The organism is Aestuariimicrobium sp. G57 (assembly GCF_050110855.1).
In the GTDB taxonomy this organism is placed as follows: Bacteria; Actinomycetota; Actinomycetes; order Propionibacteriales; family Propionibacteriaceae; genus Aestuariimicrobium.
Window position 1 is genome coordinate 620,060 of record NZ_JBNINW010000002.1, and the last position, 24,688, is coordinate 644,747.

The following is a 24,688-nucleotide window of genomic DNA, read 5'->3' on the forward strand; positions in this document are numbered from 1 at the left end:
TACACCAACTTGTCTGTTACCTCATAATGAGGTAACCTCAGTATTGCGCGTGAATCCCTCCGCGCCTTCCCTCTCCTGGAGGTGATGCCTCATGGCAGCCCCATCTTCTTCCGCTCCCGGTGCCGGCGCGAGGGCCGTGTCCGCCGCCGATGTCGCCATCGTGTCCCACGGCCATGGCCCGGGCCGCGTCAGCGCTGCCGACAGGACACAGCTGGCGCAGCACCCCGTCGACCTGCGCCGCATCGCAGCACTGTTCACCCCGCACAAGTTCACGATCGCGCTGGTGGTCGTGCTGATCACGGCGTCGTCGCTGGTCGGGCTGGCCCAGCCGTTCCTGGTGCGCGGCGTCATCGACACCGCGTTGCCACAGCAGAACACCCGCCTGCTCATCATGCTCACTGCGGCGATGGTGCTCGTGGCCGCGCTCACCTCGGCCATCGGCGTGGTGCAGACGTGGCTGGCCACGCGCATGGGGCAGCGCGTCATGCATGGCCTGCGCACGTCCCTGTTCAACCACCTGCAGAAGCAGTCGCTGGCATTCTTCACCCGCACCCGCGGGGGAGAGGTGCAGTCGCGGCTGACCAATGACATCTCGGGCATGCAATCGGTGGTCACCACGTCGGCCACGTCGGTGGCCTCGAACCTGACCACCGCGGTCGCCACCATCGTGGCCATGGTGGCGCTGTCGCCCCGGTTGACGCTGCTCTCATTGCTGGTGCTGCCACCGTCGATCTGGCTCAGCCGCCGCGTGGCGTTGCTGAGGCGTGACATCACTGCCGCGCGCCAGCGTGAGCTCGCCGCCCTGCACACCCAGGTTGAAGAGGGGCTGTCGGTGTCCGGCATCCGGCTCTCGAAGACCCTCGGCAGCACCGGACGCAATGCCGAGCGGTTTGCCGAATCGTCCGAGCGCCTCGTCGGGCTCGAACTGCGCTCGCAGCTTGCCGGCCAGTGGCGCATGGCGACGATGGCGATCGTGTTCGCGGCGATCCCGGCGGCGATCTACCTGGCAGCTGGGTTCCCGGCGGCGTCCGGCGGCATGACGATCGGCACGCTGGTGGCGTTCACGGCTCTGCAGGGCACGATCTTTCGCCCTGTGATGGGCCTGATGAATGTCGGCGTGCAGTGGGTCACGGCCATGGCGCTGTTCAGCCGCATCTTCGAATACCTCGACCTCACCCCCGATGTGGCCGAGCCGGTTGACCCGGTCGCGGTGGACCTCGACGCGGTGCGTGGCGAGGTGCGTTTCGAAGGGGTCGAGTTCGCCTATGCCGACGGTGCGCCGGTGTTGAGTGGCATTGACCTGGTGATCACGGCGGGGACGACGACGGCGGTGGTGGGCCCGACTGGTTCGGGCAAATCGACGCTGGGGTCGCTGGTGCCGAGGCTGTACGACCCGACCGCTGGACGGGTGCTGATCGACGGCATCGACGTGCGCGACATGGCTGGCGAAGACCTGGCGGCGATCGTCGGGGTGGTGAGCCAGGAGACCTATCTGGTGCACGCCACCGTGCGTGAGAACCTGTTGCTGGCAAGGCCGGATGCTGCTGACTCGCAGCTGTGGTGGGCCCTCGAGCTGGCGCGGATCGCTGACCTTGTCGCCGGGTTGCCCGACGGCCTCGACACCGTCGTCGGCGCCCGCGGGCACCGGTTCTCGGGCGGTGAACAGCAGCGGCTGGCGATTGCGCGCACCCTGCTGCGCAACCCGAAGGTGCTGGTGCTGGACGAGGCCACCAGCGCGCTGGACAACACCACCGAGGCCGAGGTGCAGTCGGCCCTGGACAGCTTGGCCGAGGGACGCACCACGCTCACCATTGCCCACCGGCTGTCCACGGTCGAGGACGCCGACCAGGTGGTCGTGCTCGAGGACGGTCGGCTGGTCGAATCGGGCACGGCCGAGCAGTTGCGGTCGGCCGGCGGGGCGTTCGCGCGGCTGGCAGCCCATGAGGTGGAGCTGGAGGCCGCCTGACTGTGGTCCGGCGATTCCGTTCGCCAGTGCAAGAGATGCCGGCCGGGTGGGGTGATGACCTGCATTTCGTGTGTGGGCGCGACGAATGCCGGTGCGGAGCGTTCTTTGGGCTGATCGTTGGTCAATTCAGTACCGTCTGAGGTGCCGGATTGACCAATGATGCCCCTATGAGATGGTCGTGGACGAGCACTGGCGCGGCTTGGCTGCACTCCTGGCGCAAGCGCTACGAGTGCATCCGCGGGGGTCGTCCGGGGTTTCTGGCGGTGCGGTCGCTCTAGTGGGGGCCGACGTGCACAATTGGCACCCATGCCACGAGTGCAGGCCGTCCGGCCGATTCGAGGCGTATTGGTGGCACTGGTGCCACTTGTGCAGGTTTGGGGATCTCGCGGCCGGCGGGGCGTTCGCGAGGCTGGCGGCGCACGAGGTGGGCCAGCTTGAGGCTGCCTGAGGGCGGGGGCTGCGTATCCTGCGCCAGTGCAAGAATTGCAGGCCGGGTGGGGTGATGACCTGCATTTCGTGTGTGGGTGCGACGAATGCCGGTGCGGAGCGTTCTTTGGGCTGATCGTTGGTCAATTCAGTACAGTCTGAGGTGCCGGATTGACCAATGATGCCCCTATGAGATGGTCGTGGACGAGCACTGGCGCGGCTTGGCTGCACTCCTGGCGCAAGCGCGACGAATGCAAGCGCGGGGCTCGTCCGACAACGAACCCCGCGCCCACCCCCGCTGAACCGACGATCTACTTCGTGAACGTGATCGCCTTGAACTTCTGGGTCTGCTCCTTGATGCCCGTCTCGGTCGGGAACCGCTCCACCGAGCTCGCGCCGTAGAACCCGACCACGCCCTCGGTGTTGTCGAGCACGTACTGGGCGTCCTCGGGGTTGGCGATGGGGCCGCCATGGCACAACACCAGGATGTCCGGGTTCACCGACTTCGCCGCATCGGCCAGCTCCTGCACCTTCTTCGCGGCGTCCTCGAGCGTCATCGAGGTCTTCGCGCCGATCGTCCCGGACGTCGTGAGCCCCATGTGTGGCACCAGGATGTCGGCGCCCGCCCCCGCCATCGCCTTGGCCTGGTCAGTGTCGAAGACGTACGGCGAGGTCAACAGGTCGAGCTCGTGGGCCATGCGGATCATGTCGACCTCGAGCCCATAGCTCATGCCCGTCTCTTCGAGATTGGCCCGGAAGACGCCGTCGATCAGCCCCACCGTCGGGAAGTTCTGCACGCCGGCGAAGCCCACCTCTTTCACCTGCTTCAGGAACAGCGGCATGATCCGGAACGGGTCGGTGCCGTGCACACCAGCCATCACGGGGGTGTGCTTGACGACGGGCAGCACCTCCATCGCCATCTCCATGACGATGGCATTGGCGTCGCCGTACGACATCAGCCCGGCGAGCGACCCGCGCCCGGCCATGCGGAACCGCCCCGAGTTGTAGATGATCAGCAGGTCGATGCCACCCGCCTCGGCCGACTTGGCCGAGATGCCGGTGCCGGCGCCGCCGCCGACAATGGGCTTGCCGTCAGCCACCTGCTGGCGGAACTTGGCGAGAATATCTGCACGGTTCATGTGTTTCCCCTTGTCAGTGCTTCTTGATCTTGAAATAGTCGTGGACGACCGGACGCCTTCATGCGCTGGTGATCAACCGGTGCAGGGCCTCTGCCATGGCGCGGCCGAACCCCGGATCGTTGATGTGCTGGTCGAGCTCGTGCACGACCACCGCGGAACCCTCAAGTCCCGCCTTGAGCTCGGCGATCATGTCGGCATTGGCCTCGGGGTCCCAGAACGGCCCACCCTCGATGTCGATGCCCGAGATGCCCCGCAGCGGGATGAACAGCTCGGTCGGCCCCGTCGCGGCCGCCAGCTTGCGGGCGATGCGGCGTCCAAGTTCTGCCATCTCAGCAGGGGTCGTGCGCATCAGGGTGATGGTCGGGTTGTGCACCAGGAAGTTGCGGCCGTCGTACTTGGCCGGCACCTCGTCACGCGGGCCGAAGTTGACCATGTCGAGCGCGCCCAGGCTGACGACCTGGGGCAGGCCCACCTTGCCTGCCTCTTCGAGCCGGTCGGGCCCTGCCGACAGGATGCCCCCGGCCAGGTCGTCGCACAGCTCGGTGGTGGTCAGGTCGCACACGCCGGCAAGCAGGCCGTCGTGCACGAGTTTCTCCATGGCCTGGCCGCCCGTGCCGGTGGCGTGGAAGACCAGCGGTTCATAGCCCAACGCCTCGAGTGTGTGCCGGGCCTCATCGGCCGCCGGTGTGGTCAGCCCGAACATGGTGATGCCGATGTTCGGCTTGTGACCTTCGTCGTGCGGCGCGGCCTGGCGGCGTTCGTAGTCGGTCGCCATACCCGCGATGCCGGCCGCGGCGTTGCCGAACACCTTGGACGAGATCGAGTTCATGCCCGCCACGTCGACGACCGAATACATCAGCGTCGCGTCGACCTCGCCGACGTAGGGCTTCACGTTGCCCGAGGCCATCGTCGAGACCAGCAGCTTCGGGAACCCGACCGGCAGCGCCTGCATCACCGGCGCGGCCACCGACGAGCCGCCCGAGCCGCCGAATGACAGCAGGCCGTGAATACGACCCTCGGACGCCAGCTTCTTGGCCACGGCTGCCGCGCCGGTGCCCATGATGCGCATCATCTCGCCCCGGTCGTGGTGCTCGCGCAGGGCCTCGGGGTCCTCGCCGGCCGCGCGCGCCACCTCGTCCGAGGTGACGTCGGCGATCTTGTGGTGTGAGAACGAACCCACGTCGATGATCAATGTGTCGGCCCCGAGCTCGCGCAGGCGGTCGCGCAGCCAGAGGCATTCCTCACCCTTCGTGTCGAGTGTGCCCAACAACGCCACTGTTGCCATGGGGTACTCCCTTCCTCGTCGTGGGCCCGACGTTAGGCCGGACGAGAGGGCGCTGCTGGACCAATTCTGGTGGAATGGTCCAATCTGATGAACGGATTGGCAAGCTGGGGGTCATGGCCACCACCCGCATGGACTCAGCGGTGCTCAGCCGCCTGCTGCAATCGTGGACGGATGAGGCATCGGCGCTGCCCGAAGCGCTGGCGGCGGCGATGATCGGGTTGGTCGATGATGGACTCGTGCCGCCCGGGATCACCCTGCCGCCGCAGCGGGAACTTGCCGCAGTGCTGGGCGTCTCGCGCGGCACGGTCGCCGCGGCGTATGTGGCGTTGGGCGAACGCGGGTACCTGATCGCGCAGCAGGGCTCGGGCACGCGGGTGCGGTCAGGCCGGGTGGCGTCGAAGCATGTGGGTGAGGGGCGGTTCTTCTCGTTCACGAATGCCCCGGCGGAGGTGATTGACCTGTCGACGGGGGCGTTGCCGGCCTCGGCGGTGGCGCGGCGGGTGCTGGCGTCGGGTCCGCCGCCCGACCTGGCGCACTACCTGAGCACAGACGGGTACTTCCCGGCCGGGTTGCCGGTGCTGCGGCAGGCGATCGCCGAGCAGCTGACCCGCGACGGCCTGCCGACGGTGCCACAGCAGGTGCTGGTGACCGCGGGTGGGCAGCAGGCGACGTCGCTGGCGGTGCGCCACCTGATCAGCAGTGGCGACCTGGCGCTGGTCGAAGACCCGACCTTTCGTGGCGCGATCGAAGCGCTGCGTGCGTTCGGGGCGCATGTCGAGGCGGTGCCCCTGCGACGAGGGGTGATGGACGTCGAATTGCTCCGGCGTGCGGCAACACGTCGTCCGGCGATGATCTATTGCCAGACGGGCGTGCACAACCCCGTGGGGTCAACGGCCGCGATGCCCGCACGTCGCGAGCTGGCGGCGGTGTTGAACGTGATCGGCGCGCCAGTGGTCGAGGACTGCTGCAGCTATGACCTCACCAGGCGTGGGGGACCGGCGCGGACACTTGTGGGGTTGGTCGACCCGGAGTTGTTGATCAGCATGGGCACGCTGTCGAAGCTGTTCTGGGGCGGGTTGCGGGTCGGCTGGATGCGTGCGGCGGAATCACGGGTGCGCGCGGTCGTCGAACTGCGCAAGGCGGCCGACCTGGCCACCTCGGTCGTCGACCAGCTGTATGGGGTGGCCATGCTGCGCCATGTGGACGACGCGAGGGCCGAACGACGCGGACAATTGGGGCGCCAGCTGGCGGCGACCGAACAGGTGGTGCGCAGGTTCTTTCCGGGGTGGACATGGTCGTCCCCGGCCGGTGGCACCGGGCTGTGGATCGACACCCACGCCGACGCGCAGGCGCTGGCCGAGCGGGCGAAGAGGGTCGGGGTGAAGCTGGTGGCCGGGCCGAGCTTCTCAGCGCACGAGGGCCAGCGGACCATGCTGCGGCTGCCGGTGTGGCATGAGCCGGAACAATTGGCGCAGGCGCTGGGGCGGTTGGGGTGAGGGCTCGGTGCTGACACACCTGCACTCCTGGCGCCAGCGCCGCGAGTGCAGCCGCGGGGACCGTCCCGGGGAGGCCCTGGCTTGCACACGTGGCGCCCATGTCGCGTGTGCAGCTCGTACTGCTGATTCGGGGTGTATTGGTGGCGCTGGTGCCACTTGTGCAGGTTTGGGGGGCTCGGCGTTGCCCGGTGTCGGCCCGAAATCGTTGCGCCGGGGCAAGGATTTCGGGGTGTTCGGGCTGGTGGAGGCGAAATCGTTGCGCTGGTGCATGTTGTTGGGCGCGGGTGGACGGGCATGGGCCCGGCCGCGTGCTGACACACCTGCGCTCCTGGCGCCAGCGCCGCGAGTGCAGCCGCGGGGACCGTCCCCGGGACGCCCTGGCTTGCACACGTGGCGCCCATGTCGCGTGTGCAGCTCGTTTGACTGATTCGGGGGGTATTGGTGGCGCTGGTGTCACGTGTGCAGGTTCCGGGGCTGGGGCGAGGATTGGGTGCCCCACGTCCGTTCACCAACCCCGGCCCCAACCGCTCAGCACCCTCTGAATAGGATTGCCGTATGACCCGTCCGCTCACGCGCCAGCAACGGCTCGTCGACCTGGCCGAGTACGTGCTCGAAGCCGGTGCCGTGCCGATGCGTGAGCTCGCCCAGCAGTTCGAGATCTCGCGCATGACGGTCTATCGCGATGTCGCCGAACTCGAGCGGGCCGGGGTCGTGTACTTGCGCCAGGGTGAGGCGGTGGCCGGCGCGTCGTCGTTCACCGAGACCACGAATGCGTTCCGCAGCACGCTCAACCGCGACGCGAAGATCGCCGCCTGCCGGGCCGTGTGCCGGCTGCTGCGTCCGGGGTCGACCGTCATGCTCGATGACTCCTCGACAGCGCTGTTGCTGGTGCCGATGCTCGCCGATCTGGCGCCGATGACTGTGATCACGCACTCCCAGGCGGCGGCGAATGCGGTGGCGGCGCATCCGCAACTGAGGCTGTTCGTCACCGGCGGCCGCTACCGGGCATCGTTCGAGTCCTTCCTGGGCGAGGCCACCCTCAGCGCCTTGCGCCAGGTCAGCGCCGACGTCTGCATCATGTCGGTCACCGCCATCAGCCAGGGCATCGCCTACCACCCCATGGAGGAGAACGTCGCCGTCAAGCGGACGATGATGCGGCAGGCAGACCGCAGCATCCTGATCGTCGACGGCTCCAAGTTCGGCCACCGGGCCACCCATCGCGTTGCCGACCTGTCGGAGTTCGACCACGTCGTCATCTCGGGCCAGGTGCCACCGGGCGAAGCCGCGGTGCTCAACGAGCCCAACGTGATGGTGATACAGGGCTGATAGTTGTCACACGCGAGGCTGATACTTGCGGTCACAGTAGGCCGTTTGTCGTCCCAACACGGCGTCACCAACGCCTGCCAAAGCCGGTGTGGCTAGGCTATTCATTCAGCTCAACGAGTATCACGACCGTCCCGTTCTGTCCTGAGGCCCCCGGTTAGAGTGAACCCATGGAGCACGGAGTGAAACTCTCATCTGGCCAGGTATTGCCGCCCGTGACGTTCGGCACCTGGAAGCTCGACGACACTGCCGCCGAGCAGGCCGTCCGCGATGCGGCCACCGAGGGCTACCGGGCCTTCGACACCGGCCAGCGCTACCACAATGAGGCCGGTGTCGGCGCCGGCATGCGCACCGCGTCGGTGCCGCGCGAACAGCTCATGGTCACCACCAAGCTGCGCGGCGGCGACCATGGCGCCGAGCAGGCCGAGCGTGCGTTCAAGGCCAGCTTGCGCAACCTTGGGCTCGACTACGTCGACCTCTACCTGATCCACTGGCCGCTGCCACGGCTGGGCCTCTATGTCGAGACCTGGCAGGCCCTGCACGAACTGCGCGACCAGGGCCTCATCCGGACGATCGGTGTCTCGAACTTCACCGCCGAGCACATCGACGCGCTCATCGCCGCCACCGGTGAAGCACCCGCGGTCAACCAGGTGGAATGCCACGTCGGCTGGCGGCAGGACGCCCTTCGCCAGCAGATGGCTGACCGGGGCGTGGTCGTCCAGTCGTGGGGTGCGATCGGGCGTGGCAAGGGCCTGCTCGAAGACGGACGACTGCAGCAGGTGGCGGCCCAGCACGGGGTGAGCCCCGCGCAGGTGGCCATGCGCTGGGCATGGCAGCAGGGCGTGCCGGTCATCGCCAAGTCGGGCAACCCCGAACGCCGACGCCAGAACCTCGACCTGGACAGCTTCATGCTCACCGATGACGACATGGCGCTGCTCGCCACGTTCGAGCAGGTGCGCATCGGCAAGGACCCGGACGTCGACGAAGAGTACTGATCCGGGCCCCACGCGTCGTCCACCCCCAACCACCAACCGCGTCACCACAGAAAACCCCGCCACCAACACCGTCATGGAGGACAACATGAGTGGAACCCAGATTCGCCTGCAGCAGCTGTTCAACGCCGAGAGCGGCCGCTCGTTCATCACCGCCTTCGACCACGGCCAGTCGCTGCCGATGCCGGCCACCTCGGGCCACCCCATCACGCTGCTCGAGAAGATCATCGAGGGCGGCCCCGAGGGCGTGCTGGTCAACCCCGGCATCCTGCGCCAGGGCGCGCACCTGTTCGCGCGCCGTGGCGCCCCCGTCCCGGTGCTGCGCGCTGACTGGTGCTTCCTGGACGAGAAGGACAAGAACGAACTGGGCGAGCGCTACCGCGTGCTGACCAGCCCTGCTGAGGCCCTCGCGCTCGGCGCCGGCGCCATCTGCATGTACCTGATCTACCGCCCCACAGACGGCGGCATGTTCGCCGACAACGTCAACGCCGTGGCCAAGGCCGCCCAGGAGGCGCGCCGCGTCGGCATCCCGCTGATCGTCGAGGGCACCCTGTGGGGCCTGCGCAACGTGGACCGCAAGGACCCCGAGTCGCTCGCCACCGTCAACCGGATCGCCGCCGAGATGGGTGCGGACGCCATCAAGACCGAGTACACCGATGCCGAGACCATGCCGCGCATCATCGAGACCGTGGGCGACATCCCGGTGCTGACGCTGGGTGGTGCGAAGGGTGACGAGCAGGCCGTGCGCGACGCTGCCTCCGGTGCCATCAAGGCCGGCGCGAAGGGCCTGATCTTCGGTCGCAACGTGTGGAACACTGACGACGTGGTCGCCACCACCAAGGCCCTGACCGCCATCACCCACGCACCCCAGGAGGCTTGATCATGAAGGCTGCCATCTTCAAGGGACCGGGCGAGCTCGCGCTCGAAGAGGTCGCCGACCCGACCGTTGGCCCCGGTGAGGTGCTGTACAAGGTCGGCGCGAACACCGTGTGTGGCACCGACCTGCGCATCCTGCGTGGTGAGAAGTCCAAGGGCATCGACCGCGGTGTGATCCTGGGTCATGAGATCGCCGGTGAGGTGGTCGAGGTCGGTGCCGGTGTCACCAACTACAAGGTCGGCGACCGGTTCGCGGTGATCCCGTCGGTGACGTGTGGACGATGCTGGTTCTGCAAGCACGGCGAGGAACATTTCTGCGAGCAGGTCGACCTGTTCGGCTACCGCATCAATGGGGGCCTCGCCGAGTACGGCGTGCTGCCCGCCCGGGCCGTTGAGCGCGGCAACGCGATCGTCTCGCACAGCGCCGACCTGCCGTTCGAGCACATGGCGCTGATGGAGCCGCTGTCGTGCGTGCTCAACGGCCGCGAGAACTACCAGCAGCAGTTGGGCGACACGGTGGTGGTGATGGGCGCGGGGCCGATCGGCCTGCTGCACACCGCACTGGCCCGCATCGGCGGCGCGAGCAATGTCATCGTCTCGGACTTGTCGGCGGAGCGGCGTGAGATCGCCCTGGGGCTGGGCGCGACCCATGCGGTCGACCCCACCCAGCAGCCGCTGGGCGACCTCGCCCGCGACCTCACCGGCGGGCGTGGGGCCGACGTGGCCGTCATCTGCATCGGCCGCGGCGAGTTGTTCGTCGACGCCCTGAACCTCGTCCGAAAGGGTGGACGCGTGAACGCGTTCGCCGGGTTCAAGGCCGGCGGCTCGGTGGAGTTCGACCCGAACCTGATTCATTACGGCGAGATCGATGTGACCGGCACGTCGAACTCGCGGCGTGATCATGGCGAGGCGGCGATGCGACTGCTGGAATCGGGTGTGCTGGATGCATCGAAGATCGTGACGCACCAGTTCTCGCTCGACCAGGTGGTCGAGGCGATCGAGTTCACCGGCAGCGGCCAGGGTGTGAAGGTGGCCGTCAAGCCCTGATTTCGGGTTGCTCGGTGTGGTTGGGCAGTTCGGTGTGGTCGGGTAGCTCGGTGTGGTCGGGTTGCTCCGCGAGTTCTGGTCGTGGGGGTGTGCGCAGCTGCGGTTCGGTGAGCCACGAATCGCTGGCCTGCGCGCGTCCCCAGGCCCAGGCCGCGGGCGACCACAGCGCGGTCGCGGTGCCCGCCGCCAGCAATGCGCCACCGAGGACGTCCATGGGGAAATGAGCTGCGGCGTACATGCGCGACAAGCCCATCAGGGCCACCACTGCCACGCCGACCCAGACCATCCAACGACGTCGCAGGCCCCACATGGTCAGGGCGAACAGCACGAAGATGGTGATCGAGGTGGCGAAGCCCGTGTGCCCACTCGGAAAGCTGGCGATGTCGTGGTAGACGACCACCGGCTCGAGTGATGCCGGTGGACGTTCGCGGGGCAACAGCTTCTTGGCGAAGTGGCCCGGCAGCCAACCCAGGCCCGGAATGAGCACGGCCAGCAGGGCCATGACGAAACGTCTGGTCAGGGCGAGCGCGGTGGCCAGCGCGGCCAGGAACCACGGCACCACCTTGGGGCCGCCGAGCAGTTCGAGGGCCTCGGCGACGAACGACAGCGCGGGGGTGCGGATGCCCTGGAACCACTGCAGCACGCGCAGTTCGCCCGTGGCGGTGGCGGAGAGGTCGTGGCCCAGGATGCCCAGCAGCACCCCGGCGGCCAACATCACCAGACCGACCGGTACCAGTGCGGGGTGGGTGCGGGCCGTGGCGGGCACAACACCGGATTGCGGGCGTGGCATAACACTCATCCCAAAAAGGTAGCGCCATCTCTGGTACCCATGGCGTATGAGCGTCGAGCAAGAGGTCCGGCGGGCCTCCAACCATCCGGTCGTCACCTACGGTGCGCGCGTGGGCTATGCCGCGAGCGGGGTGCTGCACCTGTTGCTGGGTTGGCTGGCGTTGCGGCTGGCATGGGGCAGCTACGGCGGCGAGGCCGACCAGGCGGGGGCGTTCGAGACCTTGCGCGGATCGGGTGCCGGGTTGGTGCTGCTGGTCGTGCTGGCGATTGGGTTCGTGCTGCTGGGCCTGTGGAACCTCATCGAGGCGGCGCTGACCCGGGAAGGTGCAGGTACCCGCGTGAAACATGTGGCGAAGGGGCTCACCTATGCCGCGATGACGTTCGGCGCGCTCAGCGTCGTCGCCGGCAATGACGAGTCGAGCGCCGGCCAGAGCCGGGACCTGACCGCCCGACTGCTGTCGAGCGGGGCGGGGGTGGCTGTGGTCGTGGTCATCGGGGTGGTCGTGCTCGGTGTGGGCGGCTACCACGTGTACAAGGGGGTCGCGAAGAAGTACCACGACGACCTGCGCGAGAACCCCGGCCGCGTGGTCGAGGTGTTGGCCACCGTCGGGTACGTCGCGAAGGGTGTGGCGCTGGTGGTGGTCGGCGGATTGTTCATGGCGGCCGCGCTGACCCATGACCCCGAGAAGGCATCGGGCATGGACGGTGCCCTGCGCACCCTGATGGGCGTGCCGTGGGGCCAGGCCCTGGTGACACTGGTGGCCGTGGGTCTGGTCGCCTACGGGTTGTACTCGTTCGCCCGGGCGAAGTACGCCCGGGTGTGACGGGCCCGCGGGGTGGGTGACCCCCGCGGACCCGGCAGCCGTGGGCCCTCAGAGCTGGTCTGCCGGCTCATCGCTGTGGGGGACGGAGCGGCGGAACTCGGCGTAGACCAGGGCTGACATCTCGTCGAACTCCGCGGCCATGCTGCGGAGTCGTGGCCCGGAGAGCACCTGCCAGTCGATGTCGCTGATCGCCGACACCAGGCCATCCCCGATCGAGACCAGCCGCGGCCCGACGTCGTAGTTGATCCGGTTGATCGCGCGCAGCAGGTCGTCGGGGTTGATGGTGGTCATGAGCTGCCACGTGCGCGAGAGCCGCAGACTGTCCGAGTTGCGTAGCACCGAGGCCTGGTAGTGGCCGAACTCGCCATCAATCGTCCAGTGGAAGAGGTCCTGGTCATGGCGGACGGCCGATTCGCCCAGCACCTCCTGCACCAGGGAGGCGACGAGGTGAACCTTGCTGAGCAGTTCGGCATCTTCCTCCCCAGCGTCATCATCCGGGCAGTGCCACACCAGGAACGAGGGTGCCGGCACCCCGATCACCTCGCGGAAGTAGCGGCCCACGACTTCGGCAACGTCGGCGCACCGGCTCCAGTCGAAGGTGCCCTGGTAGTGCCCCATGCCCTCGGCGTGCAGCCCCAGGTCGTTGCGCACCGTGGCCATCTGGGCCCGGCTCAGCTGGTATCGGGGGGCCACCTCGGCGTTGCGGTTGACTTCGAGGGTGACCTCGTCATCGTCCGGGTAGACCCTCAGGATCGCGAACGGGCCACGTTCCGTGTCGTCGTGTTCATCCCCGAGCCCGACGTGCCAACTGGCCATTTCGGGCCTGGCGAGCTGGCGTGCCAGCTCGAGGTGAAAATCGTGCCACTGCTCGTCGAGCATGGCATCGAAGTTGAACTGCGGTGAGTCCACTGCCCCTCCTGTGTGTCGACCCTGAAACCAAGCTACGGAGGGGGTCTGACATTTTTCTGCGCGGCTTTGACAGGGGCGCGTGTCGCTGCGCCGGTGGGCTCGAGGGCGGGGCGTATCGTCCGCCCGTCGGGTTGACCAGAAACCGGCAGGCCTGGCCCGGTAGCGGCATCAGAGGGTCGCCGGGCTCGAAGCCTGCCGGGTTCTGGACACCGGGGCGCCAGGCCCCAACCTTGGTCGATCCGCCCACGGTCTGAGGTGTCGGATCGACCAGAAATCCCCCTGGCAAGCCACCACCACAGCTCGCCGCACGCCCGCGATACCGTGATGTCACGCAAAGCCGCAGTCACCGAACACGGGAGGGGGAGCCATGGTTGACCACCCGGGACGGCCGGTACGGCCCAACAGCAAGCAGCAACGCCTCGTGGCCCTGGCGCAGCACGTGCTCGAGCGCGGCGCCGTCCCCATCGCCGACCTGGCCGAGTATTTCGGGGTCACGAAAATGACCGTCTACCGCGACATCACCGAACTCGAGGGCTCAGGGGCGCTGTTCCTGAGGCATGGGGTCGCCGTCGCCAGTGCCTCGTCCTTCACCGAAACAGCGCACAACTTTCGGATCGCGCTGCATGCCGATGCCAAGACCGCCATGTGTGGTGCGGTGCGGGGGCGCATCCGTCCCGGCTCAACCGTCTTCATGGACGACTCCTCGACGGTCATCCCCCTTGTCGACATGCTGGCCGAGCAGGCGCCGATCACGATCATCACCAACTCGCAGGCCATCGCCGAAAGTGCCGCGCGCCACCCCGAACTGCGGCTGTTCGTGGTGGGCGGCGCCTATCGGCCCACGTACAACTCCTATGCCGGCGAATCGACCATCGCCGTGCTGCGCACGCTCACGGCCGACTTCTGCGTGATGTCGTCCACGGCCATCAGCAACGGCATGCTCTACCACCCGATCGAAGAGAACGTCGCGATCAAGCGGACGATGATCGAGCGGTCGCGGCGGTCCTTCCTGCTCGCTGACGCCTCGAAGTTCGGGCACCGGGCCACCCACGAACTGGGCCGGGTCAACGACTTCGACCTGCTGGTCATCGCGGGCAGCCCCGACCCGACCGAGCTGGCTGAAGTCGCCATCGAGACCGTAACAGTTTGAGTGTTACTCTGCTGCGAGCAAATGTGATACCTGTGACACGCCACTGTTGCGACGATCAGTCAACCCGGCTGTGGTCAGCTGATTTACCCAGCGGCAAGACGTAACACCAGCATCAATCAGCGCTGTTTCAGAAGTGCCATAGTTGTTCCCATCGCATCAAGGCGATCCTGAGTTCAAGGGGGAACATCATGGCGGAGACCCCGCAAGACCTGCGGCGTGACCGGCTCGAGGCGACTCGCGCGGGTTATGACGTGGTGGTTGTCGGCGGTGGCGTCAACGGTTGTGGCATCGCCTGGGATGCGGCCCTGCGCGGCCTGCGGGTGCTGCTCGTCGAGAAGGGCGACATCGGTTCGGGAACCTCGTCGTGGTCGAGCAAGATGATCCACGGCGGCCTGAAATACCTCGAGAAGTACGACGTGGGCCTCGTCCGCGAGTCGCTGCGCGAGCGCGAGTGGCTGCTGAAGGCGGCGCCGCACCTCGTCAAGGAATTGCGCTTCATCATCCCGTTCTACAAGAACAACGCCCACTCCGACGCCATCCTGGCCCTCGGCATGGTCGCCTACGACATCCTGAGCTTCGACAAGTCGCTGAAGCGGTTCAACCTGATGAACCGCGCCCAGATCCTCAACCGCGAGCCCGGGCTCAATCCCGAAGGCCTCACCGGTGGGGCCGTGTATTCCGACGGCCAGGTCAACTATGCCGAGCGCATGACCTGGGAGGTCGCCGAGGCCGCCAAGGGCGCGGGGGCCGAGGTGCTCACGCACGTGCGTGCGCTGAAGCTCAACCGCGAGGGCGGCAAGGTCACCGGCGTGGTCGTCCGCGACGAGATCGACGGCACCGAATTCACCGTACCCACCCGGTTCGTGGTCAATGCGGCTGGGCCGTGGATCGACCTCGTCTGGCAGAACAATGATGAGCTGAAGCTGCCGCGCATGAACGGCGGCACCAAGGGCACGCACCTGGTCGTTGACCCGTTCCCGGGGGCACCCAAGGATGCCTTCTACTACGAGTCGGTCGACGCCCGCCCCATGATGGTCATCCCCTGGATGGGTCGTTACCTGCTGGGCAGCACTGACATCCGCTTCGACGATGACCTCGACATGGCCGCGGCCACCCAGGACGAGTTTGACTACATCCTCAGCGAGACCAACAAGGTGCTGCCCGGTGCCCACCTGACGATGGACGATGTTCACTACTCGTTCACCGGTGTGCGACCGCTGCCATATGCGGACGAGGCATCGGACGTCTCTGACATCACCCGACGCCATGACATCCGCCAGCACGCCGGCATCGACGGGTTGTACACACTGGTCGGTGGCAAGCTGACCACCTTCCGACAGGTGGGTGAGGATGTCGTCGACCTGCTCGCCAAGCGCATGCACATCAAGCGCAAGTCGGTGACCCACTCGCTGTGCCTGCCCGGTGGCGGACGCAGCGACCTTGCCCAGCAGCGCCGCGAACTGAACCGCTTCGACCTGCCGGCGCACATCCTCGACCGCCTCGCCGACCTCTACGGCACCCGGGCGGCCGACCTGGCCCAGTTCATCGTGAACAGCGACGAACGCCGCCAGGTCATTCACCAGGACTTCGGCCTGACGGTCGGTGAAGTCGAATGGGCCATCACCCGCGAAGACGCGTACCGGCTCAGTGACGTCATTGCCCGCCGGACGATGATCGGCGTCGAGAACGACCTCGGCGTCTCAGCCCTCGACGCGATCGCCGATGTGTGCACGCGCGTCCTTGGTTGGAGCAACGAACGCCGCGAGGCCGAAGTTGCGGCGTACCGCCACTACATCACCCGTTTCACCCCCTGGAAGGAGGCCCAGGCATGAGTGGACAGGAACTCGTCCTCGGCGTTGACATTGGCCTGACCGGTATGAAGGTGGTTGCCTTCAACCTGCGCGGGGAGCCCGTGCACGAGGCCCGCGAGACCTCACCGCAGGAAATCCCGCACCCGCACTGGGTCGAGCGCGACGGCCGCGAGTACTGGGCGCTGTTCTCGCGCATGATGCGCGCCGTCACGACCAAGATCGACAATGCCGGTGACACGGCCATCTCACTCGCGCTGTCGGCTCACGGTGACGGCGGCTGGCTGGTCGATGAAGAGGGTGACGCGGTGCGCCCTGGCATCCTCTCGCTGGACTCGCGGGCCATTGACGAAGCGGCGGCGCTGAACGCGTCCAGCTTCGACGACCTGCTGCGCGAGACGGGGCAGGGTGTCGGGCCGGCATCGCCCGGTGTCATCCTGCGCTGGCTGAAGGACAACGAGCCCGAGAACTACGCCAAGGCGCGGTGGTTCATCTATGCCAAGGACTTCTTGCGCATCAAGCTGACCGACTCGGTCGGCACCGACCTGACCGAGGCCAGCACGGCGTTCACCGACGTCAACACCCAGGAGTACACCGACGAGGCCTTCAGGCTGTACGGCGTCGAGGAGTACAAGGACCGCGTGCCGCCCATCAACGATGCCACCGAAGTCATCGGCACGGTCACCAAGCTGGCCCACATCGCCACGGGTCTGCCCGAGGGCCTGCCCGTCGTCGCGGGTCTGCATGACGTCGATGCCGGCGCCATCGGCGCGGGTGCGGTGCGCCCTGGCCAGTTGGCCGTGATGGCGGGCACCTGGAGCATCAACGAAGTCATCTCTGACAAGCCCAAGCTTGGCAAGGAGTGGTTCTGCCGCGCCTTCGTCGAGAAGGGCACATGGATGAACATGTCGATCTCGCCGGCCAGCTCGGCGAACCTGGAGTGGTTCGCGACCACGCTGTGCCAGGCCGACCTGGATGGGCGCACCCGAGCGGGCATGGACCCGTACGGGTTCATCGATGAAGAGATCGCCCAGACCAGCGATGACGACGACATCGTGACGTTCCTGCCGTTCCTGTACGGCAACCCGATGAACATCGACGGCCAGGCCACGTTCGCGGGGCTGCGGGCGTGGCACAAGCGCGGCCACCTGCTGCGCGCGGTCTATGAGGGCATTGCGTTCAACCACCGCATCCACTGCGACCCGCTGATCGAGGCCTTTGGTGTCACCGACATCTTCGTGGTGGGCGGCGTGACCCGCTCGTCGATCTGGCCGCAGATGTTCGCTGATGCGATGGGCAAGCCGATCCGGATTCCGGTGAAGGCCGAGGGCGGTGCGCTGGGCACGGCCATGGTGGCCGCGGTGGGTGCGGGCAAATTCGCCAACCTCGCCGAGGCCTATGAGGCGATGGGCAGTGAGACCCAGGTGATCGAGCCGACGCCTGAGGGCACCGCGCGGATGCAGCACCGCTTCGAGCGGTTCATGGAGCAGATCGAGGCCCAGAAGTCGTGGTGGGAGTCGGCCAAGCACTGACGCCCGTGAAGTGCTGGTGACCAGAACCCGGCAGGCTTCGTCCGAATGCGGCAGCAGAGTGTCGTTGGGGATGAAGACTGCCGGGTTCTGGACAGCCGGGTTCAGGACAGGCGCGGGCTCAGGCCACCGACAGCCGGATCTCGTTGTTCCAGGGGTCGAGCGTGCTCAGGGTGCGCCCGTCGAAGGTCGCCGCCCGGCCCGCGAACGTCAGCCGCTCGTTGACCTTCGCGATCTCTTCGTCGGTCGGCACCAGGATGTCGACCACGCCCATGCCCAGCGTCTTGGCGCGGGGGCCGGCGCCGCGGGAGTTCCAGACGTTCATGGCCATGTGGTGGTGGTAGCCGCCGGCAGAGACGAACAGCGCCTGGTTGCCCAGCGCTGCGGTCTCGTCGAATCCGAGGGCGTCCACATAGAACGCCCGCGCCGACGCGACATCGCCCACCTGCAGGTGCACGTGGCCCAGCTCGGCCTCGGTGGGTGCAATGCGATCGAGGTCCAGGCCACCCAGGTGGGTATTCACGAAGTCGACCGGGTCGATGTATTCGGTGGTCATGTGCACCTGGTTGTTGTTCCAGAGCCACTGGTCGCGGGGGCGGTCGTGGTACAGCTCGACGCCATTGCCCTCGGGGTCGGTGAAATAGAAGGCCTGTGACACATGGTGGTCGCCGGTGCCGGTGTAAGTCTCGGGGTAGCGCTGGAACATGCTCAGCAGCGTCATCGCCAGGTTCGGCAGCTGGTCATAGACGACCGCAGTGTGGAACAGCCCGGCCTCGTTGCGCCGCGCAGGGCGCAGGTCTTTCGACTCGCTCAGTCGCACGATCGGGGTGCCGCCGTGGCCGAGCACGACCGCTCCGGGCTCATCGGTGAGTGGTTCGAGCCCGACCCCCTCGGTGTAGAAGGCGAGCTGGGTGGCCATGTCTCGCACGCGCAGTTCGAGCCGGCCCATGTGGGTTTCGGCGGCGAGGTGGGTTTCGGCGGCGAGGTGGGTTTCGGCGGCGAGGTGGGTTTCGGCGGCGAGGTGGGTTTCGGCGGCGAGGTTGTGGTCGGTGGCGGGGGAGGCCTGCGAAGTCATACCCTCAGCATAAATTGAATGTTCAACTAATTCAAGCGGGGGTCGCGTGGGTCAACCGCGGTGGCGTGGGTGGGCGGACGAGCATGGGTCGGGCTCGATGCCACAAGCCCGAACCTGCACAACTGGCACCAGCGCCACATGCACACCCCGAATCGGCCGAACGACCTGCAATCGTGACATGGGTGGCACTTGTGCAAGTCGGGCACGTCATCCGGACGAGCCCAGCGGCCGCACTCGCGTCGCCGGGGCCAGGGGTGCAGGTCGTCGGCACCGAGCCGGGCCCATGCTCGTCCACGCCCGCCCCGAAACTCAGGCCCCGGTCGCTGCCTGGTAGACCGTTACGCCGAGCAGCAGCACGCCCAGGGCCAGCCACAGGAAGGCCGTGTACTGCATCGGAACCCAGAACAGGGTGTGCCGGTTGCGCAGCCGCTGCTCGAGTTGTGCTTCTTCGGTGGCGAGCAAGTGCCCGGCCTGGGCCTGGGCCTCCTGATAGGACGAGGGCATCGGGTAGCCCGGCGCCAGCTGGAACCGCCCCTGCTGCACGAGGGCCTCGACCTGCTGGCGTCGCCCGGCCATGTGGGTCCGGGCCTCAGTCAGGGGCCGCTGCTTGTTGAAGTACTTGCCGACGAACCACGTCGCCACGCCGCCCAGCAGCAGCCCGACGCCGACGAACGCGGTGAAGTACGGGTCCTGCACCTGCAGCGTCGACGCCAGGCCCACCATGAGCCCGGCCCCGAGCAGCGGCATCAGCACCGCGAGGATTCCCCAGCCTGCCCAGATGATCATGGGCGCCAGCCTAACGAGTCGGGGTGCGGCCCTCACACCACCTTGATGAGCCCCCGCGCCCCACGCTCGGCATCGACGAACGCGTGGTTCACGAACGTGTACGTACCCGGTTCACGCAGCACCATCTCGACGAACCCGCCCTGCGCCGGGGCCAGGTCGAGCGCCTGCGCGCCAGCGGTACCGCCCGGCCCGCCCGAGCGCAGCAGATAGGCACCCTCTTTGTAGACCGTGTCGAACTGTGCCCCGACCACGTGGAACGAGCAGCCGCGCGACGGCCCCGCCGCCAGCACCCACAGTCGCACCCTGTCACCGGCAGAGGCCTCCAGTGGCGCGTGCACGTACTGGTTCGCATGCCCGTTCCACATCACCAGGTCCGGGTCTTCGGCCGCGATCCTGTCGGTGTCGACGCTGCCGTCCGTGCTGATGTAGGCGTCCTGCTGCACCAACAGGTATTCCCGGTCAACCTTCGCCAGCCCCTCGGGCGGGACGACGACCGCACCGTACATGCCGGCCGCCAGGTGCGCCGACATCGGCATCGTCGAGCAGTGGTAGAGCCAGATGCCGGTCCTGTTCACCGTGAACGTGTAGTCCAGCGATTCGCCCGGCGGGATGGTCCGCATCACCGCATCTGGGCTGATGTCACCCGCATGGAAGTCGATCGAATGCCCCATCGTGCCGTCATTGCGCAGGTGGGCCGCGATGCGGGTGCCGCGCGCCACCACCACCGGCGGGCCCATGACCCGCCCGTTGTAGGTCATCGCCTTCAACTGCACACCGGGCGCCACCTCCTGCGAGGACTCCTGCACCACCAGCGGCAAGTCGAGCATGCCGGTGACGGCCCTGGGCAGCACTGCATCGCGAATCACGTAGTCAGCCCCGGGTGCCGCGGTCAGGTCAATCGTGGTTGCCGTGGCCGCCGCATCGGTCTGCACGTGAAAGACCATGCCCATCGCCTTGTGTCCCACGATGGTGCACCAGCCCTCGACCGGCCCCGGGACGACCCCCAGGTCGACATCGGCACGCTGGTGCGGGGCCAGTCGGCCGGTGGTGGCACCGCCCTCGAAGTACAGGTCATGCACCTGCGTGGGGTCGTTGTTGACCACGTGCAGCACGAGCCGGTCACCCGGCGCCACCACCACATGGTCGGGGATGAACCGCATGCCCTCGGCCGAAATGTCCGCCTCGACCGTGCGGCCCGTGGCCGGCACCTCAGCCTGCCGTCCGCCACTGGACCGGTCGCCGTCGAGCAGCACGACCGCCGCGGCCACACCCGCCAGGCCGATGCCGGCCCCCAGCAGGTCGCGCCGACCAGGCTTGTCGGCCTGCAGCCGCTCACGTTCGGCAGGTGTCAGCGGCGGGGGCAGCGCACCGTCCTGCTTGGCGGCCATCTCGCGACGGAACGTGCGCACCATCGCGATCATCAGCGGCACGAACGACGCGAGCCCGATGAACACGAGCAGCGACGTCACGACCAGCGCCCACGAGTTCTCGACGAGCAGGTAGGCCAGCAACCCTGCGTTGACCAGCGTGACCCGCAGCCCGGCGCCGCGGCCGATGACGTCGTTCATGGCCCGCACGACGCTGGGGCCACCACCCATCACGACCGGCATCAGGTATGACATCGCGCCCAGTACGAGTTGCACCAGCCCGCCGACGATCAGCGGCACCGTGACCTGCTTCACGCGTTCGGCATCGAGCGCCGGCTGTGAGGCGACCTGCCAGAGCAACCACGCCACACACCCGGCCACCCAGCTGACGGCCGCGGCCACTGACCACGTGGAGAAGTCGCGCGGCGGCTTGCGGCGCGCATTGACGATGCCCGGCATGGCCAGCGCGACGAAGCCACCCAGCCACGCCACCAGTCCGACCACGGCCACCCAGCGCCAGCCCACCGTGATGGCCGCGGCTGTCACCAGCACACCGCCGAACAACACGGGCAGGGCCACCCGGTGCAGCCGCTCGCTCCACGTCGCCATCGGCGTGCGCAGCATCGTCGGCCACAGCGTCAGCAGGGTCGCGGTCGCGGTCAGCCCCACGAAGCCGAGCATGTTGACCACCACGTGCGCGACCAACAGTCGGCCCTGCCAGGGCTCGGGTTGGCTGAACGAGAGCACCGCGCCATAGGTGGCGCCGACCGGCAACAGCGCGGCCGCGCAGACATACCAGCGCACCACATGGCCGAAGCGCCCGGGCAGGGCGTCGCGGGCCTGCAGCACGAGTTGGACGGCGTAAGCCGCGAACACCAGCCCCACCACGACGGCCCCGGCGGTGGTGACCCAGGGCCACGCGCCGATCATGCCCACACACGCCGTCAGGATGCCCAGGTTCAGCGCCCACAGTCGCCGCACCTGCATCGCCCGGGCCTTGTCGTCGTGGCGGGTGTGCAGCAGTGAATCAGCGAAATGCTGCCCCCAGACCATGATCGAGTTCGATGCGATGCCCAGGGTCGCCATGTGCACCAGCAGCCACCGCGACTGCGGCACCCAGCGGTGGGTGAAGGCCAGCACGATCAGCGCGAGCATCCAGAACATCACCGGACGCGACGCCCGCCGATGCCACGACCGACGACCAGTGGTCGCAGACGAGGCATTCGGCGGGGGCGCGGTCGCAAGGGTGGTGCTGATCACACCAGACATTCTGCGTCAGGGGTCCGACACACACACTCCCGGGGTGGGTGTTCAGGCTTCAAGCTTCACCCTGTTCAGTCGTGCCGCGTTGGTGATCACACTCACCGACGACAGCGCCATGGCCAGGGCGGCCAGCATCGGCGAGAGCAGCACCCCGAACGCCGGGTACAGCACACCCGCCGCGACCGGGATGCCCAGCACGTTGTAGATGAACGCGAACACCAGGTTCTGCCGGATGTTGCGCATCGTCGCCCGCGACACCGCCCGTGCCCGGACGATGCCCATCAGGTCACCGCCCAGCAGGGTCATGCCGGCGCTCTCCATGGCCACGTCGGTGCCGGTGCCCATGGCCAGGCCGACGTCAGCAGTCGCCAGCGCCGGCGCGTCGTTCACGCCGTCACCGGCCATCGCGACGACTCGTCCCTGTGCCTTGAGGTCGGCGATCACCTGGCCCTTCTCGTCGGGCAACACCTGGGCCCGCACCTCGTCAATGCCCAGCTTCGCGGCCACGGCCTCGGCGGTCACCTGGTTGTCGCCGGTGAGCATGACGACCTTCAGGCCGGCGCCGTGCAGCGCCGTGAGTGCCTCGGGGGTGGTCTGCTTGACCGGGTCCTCGATGGCGAACGCCCCTGCCACCAGGCCGTCGACCGAGACATGGACGGCCGTCGCGCCGCCACGCCGCAGCTCATCGGCGGCCGCTTCGGCCCCGTCCGATGCGCCGACGAAGTCGGCATTGCCGACCGCGACCCAGCGCCCGTCGACGAGCGCGCGGACGCCGCCGCCCGCCTCGGACGTGAACTGTTCTGACGCGGGGATGGCCACCTCACGCGTGCGGCAGCTGGTCACGATGGCCTGTGCCAACGGGTGCTCGGAATGCTGTTCGACGGCGGCCGCCAGCGCGACCAGCTCGTCGGCGGGCACGTCGGCGAAGGTCTTCACGTCGGTGACCTGCGGCGTGCCCTGGGTCAGCGTGCCGGTCTTGTCGACGACGACGGTGTCGACCTGTTCCATGCGCTCGAGCGCCTCGGCGTTCCTCACCAGCACGCCTGAACGTGCGGCGCGTCCGACACCGACCATGATCGACATGGGCGTGGCAAGGCCCAACGCACAGGGGCAGGCGATGATCAGCACCGAGACGGCGACGATCAGGGCATGCGGCAGCCGGGGCTCGGGGCCGACGAACATCCAGACCACGAACGCGATGAGGGCGATGGCGATGACCGTCGGTACGAAGACTGCCGAGACCTTGTCGACCAGCGACTGGATGGGCGCCCGCGACCGCTGCGCCTGGCTGACCATGGCGACGATGCGGCTGAGCAGCGAGTCGGTGCCCAGGCGTTCGGCGCGGATGACGAGTGAACCATTGCCGTTCACCGTGCCGCCGACGACATCATCGCCGGGCTTCTTGGCGACAGCCATCGACTCGCCGGTGACCATCGACTCGTCGATGCTTGAGGTGCCCTCTTCGACGCTGCCGTCAACCGGCACCTTCTCGCCGGGGCGCACCCGCACGCGGTCGCCGACGACCAGTTCGGACAGGTCGACGTCTTCTTCGGAACCGTCGGGCAGGATGCGCCGGGCCTGGGTGGGGGCGAGGTCCATGAGGGCACGGATGGCGCCTGAGGTCGACTCGCGGGCTCGCAATTCGAGCACCTGGCCCAGCAGCACCAGCACCGTGATCACGGCTGCGGCCTCGTAATAGAGCTCGGGGCGGCCGTCCATGACGCGCATCGACTCGGGGAACCACTGCGGGGCCAGCAGGCCAACGGTCGAGTACGTCCAGGCGGCGCCGACGCCGAGGCTGACAAGCGTGAACATGTTCAGCGAGCGGTTCTTGACCGACTGCACGCCACGGACGAAGAACGGCCAACCGGCCCACCAGACGACGGGGGTGGCCAGCGCGAACTGGATCCACTGGTTGACCGTCGCCGAGATCGGCAGCTCGATGCGCAGCAGCGGGAAGACCATCGCGATCAGCAGCAGCGGCACGCTGAGTGCGGCGCCGACCCACATGCGACGGGTCATGTCTGCCAGTTCGGGATTGGGGCCGCTGTCGGCAGTGATGACGACTGGCTCGAGGGCCATGCCGCAGATCGGGCACGTGCCCGGCCCGGAGCGGCGGATCTCGGGGTGCATCGGGCAGGTCCACTCATTGCCGCCGGCGGTGTCGGCGGCCGCGGGGGTATCGACGGCCGCGGCGGCCGGCTGCTGGTGCTGGGTGTGGTGATGCTCGTGGGCCACGTGCTCGTGCTGGTCGTGCCCATGCATGGTGTGGTCGTGCTGGTCGTGTGTGTCCGCCTCGTCCTCGGGCACCAGGAACATGCCGCACGTGGGGCATCGTCCCGGTCCGTCCTGGCGCACCTCGGGGTGCATCGGGCAGGTGTAGGTCCTGGTCTGCGGATCTTCTGCGGTATGAGTCGAGTGCTCGTGCTCAGTCATCTGTGATCGCCTCCGCTGCCGAATATACCCCCCGGGGGTATGAATGCCAAGCTCTGTCGCCACGTTCTTCCCAGCAGCGTGCATCGACCGGGGCGAAATCCTCGCTGGTGGGCGACTTCGCGCCGGTCGATGCACACTGCTGGGCAACCCCCGCACCACCGGTCCGATTCGTCCCGATCGCTGAGCATCTTTGGCCCGCTGT

Annotated in this window: 18 protein-coding genes; 10 read left to right on the forward strand and 8 right to left on the reverse strand. The window is 67.7% G+C overall.

Features of this window, described 5'->3' with window-relative positions:
* Window positions 1-91: 91 nt before the first annotated feature.
* Window positions 92-1,966, forward strand: coding sequence for an ABC transporter ATP-binding protein (locus ACQCX5_RS06810; RefSeq protein WP_434541255.1), 1,875 nt, complete (start codon window positions 92-94; stop codon window positions 1,964-1,966).
* Window positions 1,967-2,703: 737 nt separating this feature from the next.
* Here ACQCX5_RS06810 and ACQCX5_RS06815 read toward each other — a convergent pair.
* Both ACQCX5_RS06815 and ACQCX5_RS06820 read right to left on the reverse strand, forming a co-directional pair.
* Window positions 2,704-3,531: a phosphoenolpyruvate hydrolase family protein gene (locus ACQCX5_RS06815; RefSeq protein ID WP_434541256.1), complete on the reverse strand. Its 828-nt coding sequence runs from the start codon at window positions 3,529-3,531 to the stop codon at window positions 2,704-2,706.
* Window positions 3,532-3,589: 58 nt separating this feature from the next.
* The gene (locus ACQCX5_RS06820) at window positions 3,590-4,816 is read right to left on the reverse strand and encodes a Tm-1-like ATP-binding domain-containing protein (protein WP_434541257.1); all 1,227 of its coding nucleotides are present in this window, start codon (window positions 4,814-4,816) and stop codon (window positions 3,590-3,592) included.
* A 113-nt stretch (window positions 4,817-4,929) separates the two neighbouring features.
* Between ACQCX5_RS06820 and ACQCX5_RS06825 the strand changes: the two genes are divergently transcribed.
* The 5 genes from ACQCX5_RS06825 to ACQCX5_RS06845 all read left to right on the forward strand — a co-directional run bounded on the left by ACQCX5_RS06825 (window position 4,930) and on the right by ACQCX5_RS06845 (window position 10,550).
* On the forward strand, window positions 4,930-6,312 hold the full coding sequence (locus tag ACQCX5_RS06825; protein WP_434541258.1) for a PLP-dependent aminotransferase family protein: 1,383 nt from the start codon (window positions 4,930-4,932) through the stop codon (window positions 6,310-6,312).
* 555 nt (window positions 6,313-6,867) lie between these two features.
* On the forward strand, window positions 6,868-7,638 hold the full coding sequence (locus tag ACQCX5_RS06830; RefSeq protein ID WP_434541259.1) for a DeoR/GlpR family DNA-binding transcription regulator: 771 nt from the start codon (window positions 6,868-6,870) through the stop codon (window positions 7,636-7,638).
* A 167-nt stretch (window positions 7,639-7,805) separates the two neighbouring features.
* Complete coding sequence (locus tag ACQCX5_RS06835; protein ID WP_434541260.1) at window positions 7,806-8,630, forward strand: aldo/keto reductase; 825 nt, start codon at window positions 7,806-7,808, stop codon at window positions 8,628-8,630.
* Window positions 8,631-8,715: 85 nt separating this feature from the next.
* Window positions 8,716-9,507 (forward strand): class I fructose-bisphosphate aldolase, encoded by a 792-nt coding sequence (locus tag ACQCX5_RS06840; RefSeq protein WP_434541261.1) that lies wholly within the window; start codon window positions 8,716-8,718, stop codon window positions 9,505-9,507.
* A 2-nt stretch (window positions 9,508-9,509) separates the two neighbouring features.
* On the forward strand, window positions 9,510-10,550 hold the full coding sequence (locus ACQCX5_RS06845; RefSeq protein WP_434541262.1) for an alcohol dehydrogenase catalytic domain-containing protein: 1,041 nt from the start codon (window positions 9,510-9,512) through the stop codon (window positions 10,548-10,550).
* Here ACQCX5_RS06845 and ACQCX5_RS06850 read toward each other — a convergent pair.
* Window positions 10,540-11,349, reverse strand: a complete 810-nt coding sequence (locus ACQCX5_RS06850) for a phosphatase PAP2 family protein (RefSeq protein WP_434541263.1) — start codon at window positions 11,347-11,349, stop codon at window positions 10,540-10,542. The genes ACQCX5_RS06845 and ACQCX5_RS06850 overlap by 11 nt on opposite strands.
* Window positions 11,350-11,386: 37 nt before the next feature.
* Here ACQCX5_RS06850 and ACQCX5_RS06855 point away from each other — a divergent pair, with 37 nt between their 5' ends.
* Window positions 11,387-12,163 (forward strand): DUF1206 domain-containing protein, encoded by a 777-nt coding sequence (locus tag ACQCX5_RS06855; RefSeq protein WP_434541264.1) that lies wholly within the window; start codon window positions 11,387-11,389, stop codon window positions 12,161-12,163.
* 48 nt (window positions 12,164-12,211) lie between these two features.
* Here ACQCX5_RS06855 and ACQCX5_RS06860 read toward each other — a convergent pair whose 3' ends face one another.
* Entirely contained in the window at window positions 12,212-13,072 is an 861-nt protein-coding gene (locus ACQCX5_RS06860; RefSeq protein WP_434541265.1) for a TY-Chap domain-containing protein, read from the reverse strand.
* Window positions 13,073-13,439: 367 nt separating this feature from the next.
* On the opposite strand from ACQCX5_RS06860, the gene ACQCX5_RS06865 reads away from it, so the two are divergent.
* From ACQCX5_RS06865 to ACQCX5_RS06875, 3 genes are all read left to right on the forward strand, one after another.
* Window positions 13,440-14,222: a DeoR/GlpR family DNA-binding transcription regulator gene (locus ACQCX5_RS06865; protein ID WP_434541266.1), complete on the forward strand. Its 783-nt coding sequence runs from the start codon at window positions 13,440-13,442 to the stop codon at window positions 14,220-14,222.
* Window positions 14,223-14,410: 188 nt separating this feature from the next.
* A complete protein-coding gene (locus tag ACQCX5_RS06870; RefSeq protein ID WP_434541267.1) occupies window positions 14,411-16,054 on the forward strand; it encodes a glycerol-3-phosphate dehydrogenase/oxidase in 1,644 nt (547 codons plus the stop codon).
* Window positions 16,051-17,562 carry an FGGY-family carbohydrate kinase gene (locus tag ACQCX5_RS06875; RefSeq protein WP_434541268.1) on the forward strand — a complete coding sequence of 504 codons (1,512 nt, stop codon included), beginning with the start codon at window positions 16,051-16,053 and terminating at the stop codon, window positions 17,560-17,562. Before ACQCX5_RS06870 ends, ACQCX5_RS06875 begins: the two co-directional genes overlap by 4 nt.
* A 118-nt stretch (window positions 17,563-17,680) precedes the next feature.
* Here the strand turns inward: ACQCX5_RS06875 and ACQCX5_RS06880 are convergent, their stop codons facing one another.
* From ACQCX5_RS06880 to ACQCX5_RS06895, 4 genes are all read right to left on the reverse strand, one after another.
* A complete protein-coding gene (locus ACQCX5_RS06880) occupies window positions 17,681-18,634 on the reverse strand; it encodes a VOC family protein (RefSeq protein ID WP_434541269.1) in 954 nt (317 codons plus the stop codon).
* 309 nt (window positions 18,635-18,943) lie between these two features.
* Window positions 18,944-19,420, reverse strand: coding sequence for a hypothetical protein (locus tag ACQCX5_RS06885; protein WP_434541270.1), 477 nt, complete (start codon window positions 19,418-19,420; stop codon window positions 18,944-18,946).
* A gap of 32 nt (window positions 19,421-19,452) precedes the next feature.
* Window positions 19,453-21,951, reverse strand: coding sequence for a multicopper oxidase domain-containing protein (locus tag ACQCX5_RS06890; RefSeq protein WP_434541306.1), 2,499 nt, complete (start codon window positions 21,949-21,951; stop codon window positions 19,453-19,455).
* 147 nt (window positions 21,952-22,098) lie between these two features.
* The gene (locus ACQCX5_RS06895; RefSeq protein WP_434541271.1) at window positions 22,099-24,486 is read right to left on the reverse strand and encodes a copper-transporting P-type ATPase; all 2,388 of its coding nucleotides are present in this window, start codon (window positions 24,484-24,486) and stop codon (window positions 22,099-22,101) included.
* Window positions 24,487-24,688 lie beyond the last annotated feature (202 nt).

Excerpts from the sequence above, each read along its gene's own strand:
- ACQCX5_RS06810 (WP_434541255.1), top strand. The coding sequence starts at position 92 with ATGGCAGCCCCATCTTCTTCCGCTCCCGGTGCCGGCGCGAGGGCCGTG.
- ACQCX5_RS06815 (WP_434541256.1), bottom strand. The coding sequence starts at position 3,531 with ATGAACCGTGCAGATATTCTCGCCAAGTTCCGCCAGCAGGTGGCTGAC.
- ACQCX5_RS06820 (WP_434541257.1), bottom strand. The coding sequence starts at position 4,816 with ATGGCAACAGTGGCGTTGTTGGGCACACTCGACACGAAGGGTGAGGAA.
- ACQCX5_RS06825 (WP_434541258.1), top strand. The coding sequence starts at position 4,930 with ATGGCCACCACCCGCATGGACTCAGCGGTGCTCAGCCGCCTGCTGCAA.
- ACQCX5_RS06830 (WP_434541259.1), top strand. The coding sequence starts at position 6,868 with ATGACCCGTCCGCTCACGCGCCAGCAACGGCTCGTCGACCTGGCCGAG.
- ACQCX5_RS06835 (WP_434541260.1), top strand. The coding sequence starts at position 7,806 with ATGGAGCACGGAGTGAAACTCTCATCTGGCCAGGTATTGCCGCCCGTG.
- ACQCX5_RS06840 (WP_434541261.1), top strand. The coding sequence starts at position 8,716 with ATGAGTGGAACCCAGATTCGCCTGCAGCAGCTGTTCAACGCCGAGAGC.
- ACQCX5_RS06845 (WP_434541262.1), top strand. The coding sequence starts at position 9,510 with ATGAAGGCTGCCATCTTCAAGGGACCGGGCGAGCTCGCGCTCGAAGAG.
- ACQCX5_RS06850 (WP_434541263.1), bottom strand. The coding sequence starts at position 11,349 with ATGAGTGTTATGCCACGCCCGCAATCCGGTGTTGTGCCCGCCACGGCC.
- ACQCX5_RS06855 (WP_434541264.1), top strand. The coding sequence starts at position 11,387 with ATGAGCGTCGAGCAAGAGGTCCGGCGGGCCTCCAACCATCCGGTCGTC.
- ACQCX5_RS06865 (WP_434541266.1), top strand. The coding sequence starts at position 13,440 with ATGGTTGACCACCCGGGACGGCCGGTACGGCCCAACAGCAAGCAGCAA.
- ACQCX5_RS06870 (WP_434541267.1), top strand. The coding sequence starts at position 14,411 with ATGGCGGAGACCCCGCAAGACCTGCGGCGTGACCGGCTCGAGGCGACT.
- ACQCX5_RS06875 (WP_434541268.1), top strand. The coding sequence starts at position 16,051 with ATGAGTGGACAGGAACTCGTCCTCGGCGTTGACATTGGCCTGACCGGT.
- ACQCX5_RS06880 (WP_434541269.1), bottom strand. The coding sequence starts at position 18,634 with ATGACTTCGCAGGCCTCCCCCGCCACCGACCACAACCTCGCCGCCGAA.
- ACQCX5_RS06885 (WP_434541270.1), bottom strand. The coding sequence starts at position 19,420 with ATGATCATCTGGGCAGGCTGGGGAATCCTCGCGGTGCTGATGCCGCTG.
- ACQCX5_RS06890 (WP_434541306.1), bottom strand. The coding sequence starts at position 21,951 with ATGTTCTGGATGCTCGCGCTGATCGTGCTGGCCTTCACCCACCGCTGG.
- ACQCX5_RS06895 (WP_434541271.1), bottom strand. The coding sequence starts at position 24,486 with ATGACTGAGCACGAGCACTCGACTCATACCGCAGAAGATCCGCAGACC.